Annotated in this window: 10 protein-coding genes; 7 read left to right on the forward strand and 3 right to left on the reverse strand. The window is 69.1% G+C overall.

What is annotated here, in order from left to right:
* Positions 1-91: 91 nt before the first annotated feature.
* The 3 genes from ACFYNP_RS23305 to ACFYNP_RS23315 all read left to right on the forward strand — a co-directional run bounded on the left by ACFYNP_RS23305 (position 92) and on the right by ACFYNP_RS23315 (position 4546).
* A complete protein-coding gene (locus ACFYNP_RS23305) occupies positions 92-793 on the forward strand; it encodes an HAD family hydrolase (RefSeq protein ID WP_388787811.1) in 702 nt (233 codons plus the stop codon).
* Positions 794-1281: 488 nt separating this feature from the next.
* On the forward strand, positions 1282-2883 hold the full coding sequence (locus ACFYNP_RS23310; protein ID WP_388411302.1) for an ABC transporter substrate-binding protein: 1602 nt from the start codon (positions 1282-1284) through the stop codon (positions 2881-2883).
* A gap of 70 nt (positions 2884-2953) precedes the next feature.
* A complete protein-coding gene (locus tag ACFYNP_RS23315) occupies positions 2954-4546 on the forward strand; it encodes an ABC transporter substrate-binding protein (protein WP_388411304.1) in 1593 nt (530 codons plus the stop codon).
* A gap of 394 nt (positions 4547-4940) precedes the next feature.
* Here ACFYNP_RS23315 and ACFYNP_RS23320 read toward each other — a convergent pair whose 3' ends face one another.
* Positions 4941-5612 carry a response regulator transcription factor gene (locus ACFYNP_RS23320; protein WP_100577075.1) on the reverse strand — a complete coding sequence of 224 codons (672 nt, stop codon included), beginning with the start codon at positions 5610-5612 and terminating at the stop codon, positions 4941-4943.
* Between the two features lie 126 nt (positions 5613-5738).
* Entirely contained in the window at positions 5739-6596 is an 858-nt protein-coding gene (locus tag ACFYNP_RS23325; protein WP_388411307.1) for a RecB family exonuclease, read from the reverse strand.
* Positions 6597-6684: 88 nt separating this feature from the next.
* Here ACFYNP_RS23325 and ACFYNP_RS23330 point away from each other — a divergent pair, with 88 nt between their 5' ends.
* The 3 genes from ACFYNP_RS23330 to ACFYNP_RS23340 all read left to right on the forward strand — a co-directional run bounded on the left by ACFYNP_RS23330 (position 6685) and on the right by ACFYNP_RS23340 (position 9769).
* Positions 6685-8034: a site-2 protease family protein gene (locus ACFYNP_RS23330; RefSeq protein ID WP_388787813.1), complete on the forward strand. Its 1350-nt coding sequence runs from the start codon at positions 6685-6687 to the stop codon at positions 8032-8034.
* A gap of 83 nt (positions 8035-8117) precedes the next feature.
* Positions 8118-9005, forward strand: a complete 888-nt coding sequence (locus ACFYNP_RS23335) for a tRNA (adenine-N1)-methyltransferase (protein WP_100577078.1) — start codon at positions 8118-8120, stop codon at positions 9003-9005.
* Between the two features lie 185 nt (positions 9006-9190).
* On the forward strand, positions 9191-9769 hold the full coding sequence (locus ACFYNP_RS23340; protein ID WP_388411312.1) for a hypothetical protein: 579 nt from the start codon (positions 9191-9193) through the stop codon (positions 9767-9769).
* 53 nt (positions 9770-9822) lie between these two features.
* On the opposite strand, the gene ACFYNP_RS23345 is transcribed toward ACFYNP_RS23340, so the two are convergent.
* The gene (locus tag ACFYNP_RS23345; RefSeq protein ID WP_388411314.1) at positions 9823-10101 is read right to left on the reverse strand and encodes a ferredoxin; all 279 of its coding nucleotides are present in this window, start codon (positions 10099-10101) and stop codon (positions 9823-9825) included.
* 240 nt (positions 10102-10341) lie between these two features.
* Between ACFYNP_RS23345 and arc the strand changes: the two genes are divergently transcribed.
* Complete coding sequence (arc, locus tag ACFYNP_RS23350) at positions 10342-12108, forward strand: proteasome ATPase (protein WP_100577081.1); 1767 nt, start codon at positions 10342-10344, stop codon at positions 12106-12108.
* Positions 12109-12131: the final 23 nt, after the last annotated feature.

The raw sequence follows: 12131 nt of genomic DNA on the forward strand, positions 1-12131 counted from the left end.
GGACGTACACTGGTCGGCCCAGTAAAAGGCCGGTCGCTTCTCCCCACTGGGGAAGGCGACCGGCCTTCTCGTCCCTCCAGGAGGTGTGCCGATGACCAGTACGGTCCCCGCAGCCATGACTCTGACGGCCGAAGGCTCCGCGCTCCAGGCCGTCTTCCTCGACATGGACGGCACGCTCGTCGACACCGAGGGCTTCTGGTGGGACGCCGAGCGCGAGGCCTTCGCGGCCCTCGGGCACGTTCTGGACGAGTCGTGGCGGGACATCGTGGTGGGCGGGCCCATGACCCGCAGCGCGGGCTTCCTCATCGAGGCCACCGGCGCCGACATCACGCTGCCCGAGCTGACCGTACTGCTCAACGACCGCTTCGAGGCCCGGATCTCCCGCGGGGTGCCGCTGATGCCGGGCGCCGCCCGGCTGCTCGGCGAGCTCGCCGAGCACGGCATCCCCACCGCCCTCGTCTCCGCCTCGCACCGCCGCATCATCGACAAGATCGTGCACTCGCTCGGCCCGTCCCACTTCGCCCTGACCGTCGCCGGCGACGAGGTGCCCCGCACCAAGCCGCACCCCGACCCTTACCTGGTCGCGGCCCGCGGGCTCGGCGCCGACCCGGCCCGCTGCGCCGTCGTGGAGGACACCGCCACCGGAGTCGCCGCCGCCGAGGCGGCCGGCTGCCGGGTCGTCGCGGTGCCCTCGGTCGCCCCGATCGCGACCGCCGAGGGCCGGGTCGTGGTCGACTCGCTCGAAGAGGTCGACCTGGCCTTTCTCCGCACTTTGATCACACGCCTGAACTGATCTGTTCACCGAGCGTGGGCCGTTGAATACGGTAGAAACTCATCGCAGCCGCGCGTTCATTTTCCGTGACCTCCGAGATCGAATTCACGCCCTGTCAAAGAGGTTTACAAGGTGACGTTCGTCACCCGGCGGGCGGTCCCCGACGGCCCCGTCCGGGCACCTCAGGGCCCTTGGGGGCACCCTTGTGTCCCGATTGGTGAGCTGGTGTACGAAACATTCCGGCGCCCGATATCGGTGGGCCGCTATGGGCGCGGACGGATTGATTCCCCGTGCACCAGAGCCAGTTCCAGCTTTCCGGGCGCCGAGCACTAATCTCGTCCGAGAACTTCGCCGCATCCTCATCTGCCCCGCCGCACACCAAGTGGACGGGAAGCGCAGGTCCGATCGCACAAACCCGGCCCGATCGCCCCGCCCCGAACGGGCGGACGCGGCGGAGTGTCCCGTACAGAGCTGTACCCCAAAGTGCCGGACAAGGGAGATCGTCCAGGATGAACCGCAAGACTTTGGTGCTGCCGGCCGTAGTGGGCCTGCTCGCTCCCGTACTCGCCGCCTGCGGCGGATCGGAGAGCGGGGGAAGCGGCGGGAAGACCATCGTCGTGGGCACCACGGACCAGTTCGTGGCGACCAAGGACGCGCCTGCTCCCTTCGACCCGGCCCACGCCTACGAGACCGGCATCTGGAACGTGATGCGGCAGACCACGCAGTCGCTGGTCCACGTGCCGCGCGGCGGCGGTCTCCCGGTCCCGGACGCCGCCTCGGCGTGCAACTTCACCGACAAGGAGAACGAGAGCTACCGCTGCACCCTGCGCGGCGGGCTTGAGTTCGCCGACGGCACCAAGGTGACCGCCGACGACGTGAAGTACTCGATCCAGCGCGTGCTCGACATCAAGGACGACAACGGCCCCTCCGGTCTCCTGGACAACATCGACACGATGGAGACCAAGGGCGACGCCGAGATCGTCTTCCACCTCAAGACGCCGGACGCCACCTTCCCGTACAAGCTCGCGACGCCCGCCGCGGGGATCGTACAGAAGGACAAGTACCAGCCCAAGAAGCTCCGCGACGGCTTCGAGATGGACGGCTCCGGGCCGTACACGATGAAGGCCGAAGTCAAGGGCGAGCAGGTCGAGAAGTTCACCTTCACCAAGAACCCGAACTACAAGGGCGATGTGAAGTTCGCGAACGACAAGGTCGAGCTGCGCTCCTTCCCGACCGCCGAGGCCATGGGCACCGCGCTCGCCAAGGGCGACATCGACCTGATGGCGCGCGCCATGACGCCCGGGCAGATCCAGCAGATGCAGGTCAGCCCGAGCAAGGACATCAACCTGGTCGAGATGCCCGGCCTGGAGATCCGCTACCTCGCCTTCAACACCGACGACCCGGCGGTGAAGAACAAGGCGGTACGCCAGGCGATGGCCCAGGCCATCGACCGCAACCAGCTGGTGAGCAAGGTGTACGGGCAGACCGCCGAGCCGCTCTACTCGCTGATCCCGACCTCGATCGCCGGTCACACCAACTCGTTCTTCAACAAGTACGGCGAGGCCAGCAAGGCCAAGGCGCAGAACATCCTGAAGAGCGCCAACATCTCGACGCCGGTCAAGCTCACCCTCAACTACACCAAGGACCACTACGGTTCGATCACCGAGGAGGAGTTCAAGAACCTGTCGGCGCAGCTGAACGCCACGGGCCTGTTCAGCACGACGATCCAGGGCACCGAGTGGTCGAAGTTCCGCCCCGCGCAGAAGAAGGGCGACTACGCGGTCTACGGCCTCGGCTGGTTCCCCGACTTCCCGGACCCGGACAACTTCGTCGCGCCGTTCTTCGGCAAGGACAACTTCCTCAACACGCCGTATGTCAGCACCGACATCCGCAACACCCTGATCCCGCAGTCACGGGTCGCCGCCGACCGCAACCAGGCGGCGAAGCCGTTCGAGCAGATCCAGGACATCGTCGCGGGCGACGTCCCGGTCATCCCGCTGTGGCAGGGCAAGCAGTACGTCGCGGCCCGCACCGACATCACCGGCACCGAGTGGGCCATCAACTCCTCGTCCGACCTGCAGCTGTGGGAACTCGGGCGCGGCAAGAAGTAACGCAGGACCCGGGCGCGGTTCCTTGGCGCGCCCGGACATTTCCATCAGCAGGACTGTGAGGCACGTGCAGGTGAAGATACGAAACCGATGGCTGACCGCCCCGCTCGCGGCGGGGGTGGCAGCCGGTCTCGTGAGTGGCTGTGGGACGCAGCAGGGCGGCGGAGCCGCCTCCGGCGGCGGCGGTTCCGTGGTCATGGGGATGTCCGACGACATCCTGGCCACCGACCCCGCATCCGGCTACGACCCAGGCTCGTGGCTGCTCTTCAACAACGTCTTCCAGTCCCTGCTCAGCTTCCCCAAGGGCAGCACGACGCCGCAGCCCGAGGCCGCGCAGAGCTGCGGCTTCGACCGGGGCGGCTCCACGGTCTACCGCTGCACCCTGCGGCCCGGGCTCAAGTTCAGCAACGGTGACCCGCTGACCTCCGCGGACGTCAAGTACTCCTTCGAGCGCGTGCTGAAGATCAACGACGCCAGCGGCCCGGCGCCGATGCTCGTCACGCTCGGCAAGGTCGACACCCCGGACGCGAAGACGGTCGTCTTCCACCTCAAGGTCCCGGACGCCACCTTCCCGAGCAAGATCGCCTCGGGTGCCGGCTCGATCGTCGACCACAAGGAATACCCGGCCGACAAGCTGCGCACCGACGGCAAGGCGGTGGGCTCCGGCGTCTACAAGCTGGACTCCTTCGGCGAGCAGCAGGCCGTCTTCTCGGTCAACTCCTCCTACGAGGGCACGGTCAAGGCCAAGAACTCCGGCCTGACCCTGAAGCTGTTCCACGGCGACCAGAAGGGCCTGGCCGCGGCCCTGAACAAGGGCGACATCGACCTCGCCTACCGAGGTCTGACGGCGAAGGACACCGCCGCGCTCCAGGCCTCGGCCACTTCGGGCAAGCAGGGCATCGACGTCATAGAGGGCTCCAGCGCCGAGGTCCAGGACCTGGTCTTCAACATGAAGGACCCGGTCGCCGGCAAGCTCGGGGTGCGCAAGGCCATCGCCTACCTCGTCGACCGCGAGGCCCTCGTCCGCGATGTGTACTCGTCCACGGCGACCCCGCTGTACTCGGTCGTCCCCAGCGGCATCACCGCCCACACCACGGCCCTGTTCGACCAGTACGGGGGCAGCCCCGACCCGGTCAAGGCGAAGGCGGCCCTGCACTCGGCGGGCATCAGCGGCAAGGTGAAGCTGACGCTGTGGTCCACCCCGAGCCGCTACGGACCTTCCACGGACGACGAGTTGAGGGCGATCGCGGGCCAGCTCAACGCGAGCGGCCTGTTCGACGCCGATGTGAAGTCGGTCGAGTTCAAGCAGTACGAGAAGGACATCGAGGCCGGCAAGTACGGCGTGTACGTGAAGGGCTGGATCCCGGACTACCCGGACCCGGACAACTTCACCCTGCCGTTCTTCGGCAAGGGCAACGTGCTGTCCAACAACTACACGAACAAGCAGATCACCGACGAGATCCTGCCGGCGACCGCGGCCACTGCCGACCGCGCCGCGACGGAGGGCGAGTTCGCCAAGCTCCAGGACATCGTGGCCGACGAACTCCCGGTCCTCCCCCTGTGGCAGGGCAAGCAGTACGCGGTCGCCCGCACCGGAATCACCGGCCTGGAGTGGACCCTGGACGCGTCGACGGTCTTCCGCTTCTGGGAAATCAAGAAGGGCTGAGGCGAGGGGCCCCGCCCGGACCCCGGCCCAGCGACATCGGCCGCCCCGCCGCCGGGCGGGGCACGGAGTCGAGGCCGGCTCCGCCGGGTGTGTGGCTGTGCCGGGTGGTCGCTCGACGGTGGCTGCGGCCGACCCTCTCAGGGGCGCGAGGCTGTGACATGTGCGGCTTTCGCCGGGTGGGCGCGACGGGGTTGGGGTCGGCTCGGCCGGGTGTGTGGCTGGGCCGGGTGGTCGCGCGACGGTGGCGGCGGTCGGCCTCTCAGGGGCGCGAGGAACTGCGCGATCAGCCACGCACGATCCGCGGTTGACGCACACGCGAAGGTGAAGCCCCTCCGGCGTCCGAGGAGCCGGGGTCGGGGGGGCGGAGCCCCCGGTGCCTCAGGGAGCCACCCCCTCACTGCGCGCCGGGCCGAACCAACCCACTCTCGTACGCGTACACCGCCGCCTGCACCCGGTCCCGCAGCCCCAGCTTCGTCAGCACATGCCCCACATGCGTCTTGACGGTGGTCTCGCTGACGAACAGGTCCGCCGCGATCTCCGCGTTGGAAAGGCCGCGGGCGACCAGCTTCAGAACCTCGACCTCGCGGTCGGTCAGGGTGTGCAGCGTGTCCGGCACCGGCTCCTCGCCGGACGGCAGATGGTCGGCGTACTTGTCGAGCAGCCGGCGCGTGATCGACGGCGCCAGCATCGCCTCGCCGGCCGCGACCACCCGGATCGCCTGCACCAGCTCATGGGCGGGCGCGTCCTTCAGGAGGAAGCCGCTGGCCCCCGCCTTGAGCGCCTCCACCACGTACTCGTCGAGATCGAACGTGGTCAGGACCAGCACCTTCGCGGGGCCGTCCTTGCCGGGCCCGCTGATCTGCCGGGTCGCCTCCACCCCGTCCATGCGCGGCATCCGGATGTCCATGAGGACCACATCGGGCTGGAGCGCCCGCACCTGATCGAGGGCCTGAAGACCGTCACCGGCCTCGCCGACCACCGCGATGTCCTGCTCGGCCTCCAGGATCATGCGGAAGCCGGTGCGCAGCAGCGGCTGGTCGTCGACCAGTAGGACGCGGATCGCCACGGGTACTCCTCATCAGATTGCTGGACCGGGCCCATTCTGCCCTGCTCACCGGTGCCGGACACGGCCGGGCGGGGACCCTGGCGGACGCCGCCCCGGGGGCACCCGGGCCGACCGCCGCACCGCGACTCAGCCTGCCGACTCGGGAGCCGCGGTGATGGACAGCGGGTATACCGGGGGAGTCCCGCCGAATTCCGGACAGACCGCCTGGTGGTCGCACCAGCCGCACAGCTTCGTGGGCCTCGGCCGCCAGTCGCCCGTCTCGGTGGCGAGCCGGATCGCCTCCCACAGCGCGAGCAGCTTCCGCTCCACCTGCACCAGGTCCGCCTCGACCGGGTCGTACGTCAGCACGTCACCACTGCCCAGGTACACCAGCTGGAGCCGGCGCGGCACGACCTGCTTGAGGCGCCACACCACCAGCGCGTAGAACTTCATCTGGAAGAGCGCACCCTCCGCGTACTGCGGCCGGGGGGCCTTGCCCGTCTTGTAGTCGACGATGCGGACCTCGCCGGTCGGCGCCACGTCCACCCGGTCGATGACGCCGCGCAGCCGCAGGCCGGACTCCAGCTCCGTCTCGACGAAGAACTCCCGCTCCACCGGCTCAAGCCGCGTGGGGTCCTCCAGCGAGAACCAGCGCTCCACCAGCCGCTCCGCCTCGCCCAGCCACTGGGCGAGCCGCTCGCCCTCGGTGTCCTGCGCGAACAGCTCCGTGAGCTCCGGCTTCGACGCGAGCAGCCGGTCCCACTGGCCCGGGATCATCGACTTGGCGCGCGGCGCGGTGCGCTCGGCCGCCGGATCGTCGAAGAGCCGCTCAAGGACGGCGTGCACCAGGGTGCCGCGCGTGGCGGCCTCGCTCGGCTTCTCGGGCAGCCGGTCGATCACCCGGAACCGGTAGAGCAGGGGGCACTGCATGAAGTCGTTCGCGCGCGACGGCGACAGCGAGGTCGGCTGCTGTGCGGCCGCGGCCCCACCGGTACTCGTACTCATGACACAGACCCTACGACCCGCCACTGACAGCGAGCGGAATACCATCGACGGCAGGCGCCCTCACCCTGCATGATCGTGACATCGCACCATGCGGCGAACATGCGGCGGACGAAGTGAGTCCGGCCGGGGCCCCGGGGCAGGTTTCCCGGAGCAGGCATCGTACCGACGAAGGGAACCCGTGGAAGACAGCGGCGAGAGCGGCGAGAGCGGACGGCCGCAGTCCGGCGCGGCGGGCAAGGGCCCCCGAGGCAGTGGCCCGGGCAACGGCAGGCAGCCGCGCCCCGGCCCCGGCGGGGGGATCCTGATGGGCCGCCCCTTCGGCGTGCCCGTCTACGTCGCCCCCAGCTGGTTCCTGGTCGCGGCCCTCATCACCTGGGTCTTCGGCGGCCAGCTCGACCGGGTCCTGCCCGAACTCGGCGCGGCCCGCTACCTCGTGTCGCTCTTCTTCGCCGTGGCCTTCTACGCCTCCGTCCTGGTCCACGAACTCGCCCACACCGTCGCGGCCCTCCGCTTCCAGCTGCCCGTGCGCCGCATCCAGCTCCAGTTCTTCGGCGGCGTCTCCGAGATCGAGAAGGAGACCGAGACCCCCGGCCGCGAATTCGTCCTCGCCTTCGTCGGCCCGCTGCTCTCGCTCGTCCTGTCCGGCGTCTTCTACCTCGGCATGAAGACCGTCGAACCCGGCACCGTCCCCGGCGTGCTGCTGGCCGGCCTGATGATCTCCAACCTCATCGTGGCCGGATTCAACCTGCTGCCGGGCCTGCCCCTGGACGGCGGCCGCATGCTCCGCGCCGTCGTGTGGAAGCTCACCGGCAAGCCCATGAGCGGCACCATCGCCGCCGCCTGGGTGGGCCGCGCGCTCGCCGTCACCGTCCTCATCGGACTGCCCCTGCTCACCCAGACCGGAGCGCTCGGCAACTCGCCCGACCAGGTCAGCGGCATGGACACCGTCACGGACGCGCTGCTCGCCGCCATCCTCGCCGCGATCATCTGGACCGGCGCCGGCAACAGCCTGCGCATGGCCCGGCTGCGCGAACACCTCCCCGAACTGCGGGCCCGCACCCTCACCCGGCGCGCCGTCCCCGTGGAGTCCACCACCCCGCTCTCCGAGGCACTGCGCCGCGCCAACGAGGCCGGCGCCCGCGCCCTGGTCGTCGTCGACGGACACGGCGACCCCACCGCCCTGGTCCGCGAGGCCGCCATCGTCGGCGTCCCCGAACACCGCCGCCCCTGGGTCGCCGTCAGCGGCCTCGCCCAGGACCTCACCGACGGCATGCGCGTCCCCGCCGAACTCGCCGGCGAACCGCTCCTCGACCTCCTGCGCGCCACCCCCGCGACCGAGTACCTCGTCATCGAGGAGACCGGAGAGATCTACGGAGTGCTCTCCGCGGCCGACGTGGAAAAGGCCTTCGTCGCGGCCATGGCACGGCCCGGCTCCTAGCGGTCGGCGCACGGCCCGGCCCCCGGCCGCACGGCCCGGCCGCCGTGGCGTTCGAGAGCTGGAACGGCCGGTACTCTGGTCGTATGTCCGAACCGACCGGTGCCGCCCGCCGTCGCGGGCCCTTCAAGGTCGGGGACCAGGTCCAGCTCACCGACCCCAAGGGACGCCACTACACGTTCACGCTCGAAGCCGGGAAGAATTTCCACACCCACAAGGGTTCCTTCCCGCACGACGAGCTGATCGGTGCTCCCGAGGGCAGTGTTGTCCGTACCACGGGAAACGTCGCCTACCTCGCGCTGCGCCCCCTGCTCCCCGACTTCGTCCTGTCCATGCCCCGCGGCGCCGCCGTGGTCTACCCCAAGGACGCGGGGCAGATCCTGGCCTTCGCCGACATCTTCGCCGGCGCCCGCGTCGTCGAGGCCGGCGTCGGATCGGGCTCGTTGAGCGCCTTCCTGCTGCGCGCCATCGGCGACCACGGCATGCTGCACTCCTACGAGCGCCGCGAGGACTTCGCGGAGATCGCCACGCAGAACGTGGAGCGCTACTTCGGCGGACCGCACCCCGCCTGGCAGCTCACCGTCGGTGACCTCCAGGACAACCTGTCGGACACCGAGGTCGACCGCGTCATCCTCGACATGCTCGCCCCCTGGGAGTGCCTGGACGCCGTCTCCAAGGCGCTCGTTCCCGGCGGCATCCTGTGCTGCTACGTGGCCACCACCACCCAGCTCTCGCGCACCGTCGAATCCATCCGCGAGATCGGCTGCTTCGCCGAGCCGCAGCCGTGGGAGTCGATGATCCGCAACTGGCACGTCGAGGGCCTGGCCGTCCGCCCCGACCACCGGATGATCGGCCACACCGGCTTCCTGGTGACCGCCCGCCGTCTCGCGGACGGTGTGGAACCCCCGATGCGCCGCCGCCGCCCCGCCAAGGGCGCGTACGGCGACGACTACGAGGGCCCCAACAAGGACTGACCACAGTCCTGGGGCTGGGCCTCGTACAACGAACCGGCGCCGCCGCCGAGTTCCCGGACCGACACGGGAACTCGGCGGCGGCGCCTTTACGTTGAGCCTGATGCCCCGGTATTCCGCCCACCTGTGACGTGTGGCACGATGCTGGCCACCCCCACCCGCACCGCCCTCCACAGGAGACCTCCCGCGTGCAGAATGCCGCCGTCCCTGAGCTCGCGCACACCCACGCCCGTCCCGTGCACTGGATCGCCACCGCCACCGCGATGGCCGCCGTGGTCGCCCTCGCCGGCCTTCTGACGCCCGACGCGGCCAAGGCCTCCGGGACCCCGGACAAGCGGGACTCGCGGCTCACGACGGCGGCGGCGCCCGACCCCGGCGCGGTGACGTTCCCCCTGGACTGCGGCCCCCTGGGCTCGGTGGTCGAGAAGAAGGCCTCGGGCGACCTCGACGGCGACGGCATACCGGAGACCGTGGCGGTCGTCCACTGCCGGGCCGGCGCCGGCACCCCGCCCAGCGGCGTCTACGTCCTGACGCGGCCGGCGGCCGAGGGAGCCCCGCCCCGCGTGGTGGCCACGCTCGTGGACCCCAGGAGCAAGCAGACCGTCACCGACTTCGCGATACGCGGCGGCACGGTGGCGGTGACCCTGCTCGGCTATTCGTCCGACGACGTGCCGCGCTACGAGCCCGATGTGCGCCAGGAAGTCAAGTGGCACTGGCAGGGCGGGAAGTTCGTCCGCTCCACCGGAGCCGAGGCGCTGGGCGTCTGAACCCCCGCACGGAAGAAGCGGGCGACCCCGCGTAGCCGCCGGTCACCCGGCGCTCACTCCGCGTCCGGTCCGTAGACCTCGACGCTGTCCGAAACCCGACGTACGTGAATGCAGTCGCCCGGGCACTCCTTCGCGGAGTCCACCACGTCCTGGAGCAGCGGCAGCGGTACGGGCGTCGTGGCCTTGGGCGTCTGCAACAACTCGTCGTCGGCGCTCTTCACATACGCGAGCCCGTCGATGTCCAGCTCGAAGACCTCGGGCGCGTACTGGACGCAGATGCCGTCGCCGGTGCACAGGTCCTGGTCGATCCAGACTTCGAGAGCCTCGTTCATGTCCCTGCCGTTCCTGCGCGAGTGAATCAATCGGTGCCAGCCCTGACGGGTGTTGGCCCCATCGACGATAACAACCGCCCGCTTTCCGATGTTGTTGGGTGGGTATCCCCCTCACGTGAGGGAGAGCGCAAGGGTGAAGATCGGACACACCCCAGAGTCTTTGTGATCTAGGGGTTTCAATCACCACCAGCCCAGGTAGGGTCAGGAAGCGTCCAGCTCCCCTTGGAGGAGGTGAGGACCGTGGCAGCCCACGACGACGACATCAACCGCGGCATCCGGCCCGGGCGGGGGTCTGAGGACCCAGCCGGCCAGGTTGCCTATCTAGAGCAGGAAATCGCCGTCCTGCGACGCAAGCTCGCCGACTCGCCGCGTCATACGAGGATTCTCGAAGAGCGGATCGTCGAGTTGCAGACCAGTCTGGCGGGCGTGTCCGCGCAGAACGAGCGGCTCGCCAACACCCTCCGTGAGGCCCGCGACCAGATCGTGGCCCTCAAGGAGGAGGTCGACCGGCTCGCACAGCCGCCGGCCGGCTTCGGTGTCTTCCTGCAGTCCAACGAGGACGGCACCGCCGACATCTTCACCGGGGGCCGCAAGCTCCGGGTGAACGTCAGCCCCAGCGTCGAACTCGACGACCTGAGGCGCGGCCAGGAAGTCATGCTCAACGAGGCGCTCAACGTGGTCGAGGCCATGGAATTCGAGCGCGCCGGGGACATCGTCACCCTCAAGGAGATCCTGGAGGACGGCGAGCGCGCCCTGGTGGTCGGGCACACCGACGAGGAACGGGTGGTGAGGCTCGCCGAGCCCCTCCTGGACATCACCATCCGCCCCGGCGATGCGCTCCTGCTGGAACCCAGGTCCGGTTACGTCTACGAAGTGGTCCCCAAGAGCGAGGTCGAGGAACTCGTCCTCGAAGAGGTCCCGGACGTCGACTACGACAAGATCGGCGGCCTGGGCAACCAGATCGAGCTGATCCGCGACGCGGTCGAACTGCCCTACCTCTACCCCGACCTCTTCAAGGAGCACGAACTGCGGCCGCCGAAGGGCATCCTGCTCTACGGCCCGCCGGGATGCGGAAAGACGCTGATCGCCAAGGCGGTCGCCAACTCCCTTGCCAAGAAGGTCGCCGAGGTGACCGGCCAGCCCGCGGGGAAGAGCTACTTCCTCAACATCAAGGGCCCCGAGCTCCTCAACAAGTACGTCGGTGAGACCGAGCGGCACATCCGCCTCGTCTTCCAGCGCGCCCGGGAGAAGGCGAGCGAGGGCACCCCCGTCATCGTCTTCTTCGACGAGATGGAGTCGCTCTTCCGCACCCGCGGATCCGGCGTCAGCTCGGACGTGGAGAACACCATCGTCCCCCAGCTGCTCGCCGAGATCGACGGTGTGGAGGGCCTGGAGAACGTCATCGTCATCGGCGCCTCCAACCGCGAGGACATGATCGACCCCGCGATCCTGCGGCCCGGCCGGCTCGATGTGAAGATCAAGATCGAGCGTCCGGACGCGGAGGCGGCGAAGGACATCTTCGCCAAGTACCTCAGGTCCTCGCTGCCGCTGCACGCCGACGACCTCGCCGAGCACGGCGGCGACAAGGACGGCACCACCCACGCGATGATCCAGTCCGTGGTGGAGCAGATGTACGCGGAATCCGAGGAGAACCGCTTCCTCGAAGTCACCTACGCCAACGGCGACAAGGAAGTCCTGTACTTCAAGGACTTCAACTCCGGCGCCATGATCCAGAACATCGTGGACCGGGCCAAGAAGATGGCCATCAAGGCCTTCCTCGACCAGAACCAGAAGGGTCTTCGGATCTCCCACCTCCTCCAGGCCTGCGTGGACGAGTTCAAGGAGAACGAGGACCTGCCGAACACCACCAACCCGGACGACTGGGCCCGGATTTCCGGAAAGAAGGGCGAGCGGATCGTATTCATCCGCACCCTTGTCACCGGAAAGCAGGGCGCGGACACCGGACGCTCCATCGACACGGTGGCCAACACCGGTCAGTACCTGTAAAAGGCAGGCCGGCTGCGGGTGCC

Origin of the sequence: Streptomyces sp. NPDC006691, assembly GCF_042869955.1 — a bacterium.
Classification (GTDB): Bacteria; Actinomycetota; Actinomycetes; order Streptomycetales; family Streptomycetaceae; genus Streptomyces.

Bases quoted from the DNA above. Each gene is read 5' to 3' on its own strand.
- ACFYNP_RS23305 (WP_388787811.1), top strand. From the start codon at position 92: ATGACCAGTACGGTCCCCGCAGCCATGACTCTGACGGCCGAAGGCTCC.
- ACFYNP_RS23310 (WP_388411302.1), top strand. From the start codon at position 1,282: ATGAACCGCAAGACTTTGGTGCTGCCGGCCGTAGTGGGCCTGCTCGCT.
- ACFYNP_RS23325 (WP_388411307.1), bottom strand. From the start codon at position 6,596: ATGAGTACGAGTACCGGTGGGGCCGCGGCCGCACAGCAGCCGACCTCG.
- ACFYNP_RS23330 (WP_388787813.1), top strand. From the start codon at position 6,685: ATGCGGCGAACATGCGGCGGACGAAGTGAGTCCGGCCGGGGCCCCGGG.
- ACFYNP_RS23335 (WP_100577078.1), top strand. From the start codon at position 8,118: ATGTCCGAACCGACCGGTGCCGCCCGCCGTCGCGGGCCCTTCAAGGTC.
- ACFYNP_RS23345 (WP_388411314.1), bottom strand. From the start codon at position 10,101: ATGAACGAGGCTCTCGAAGTCTGGATCGACCAGGACCTGTGCACCGGC.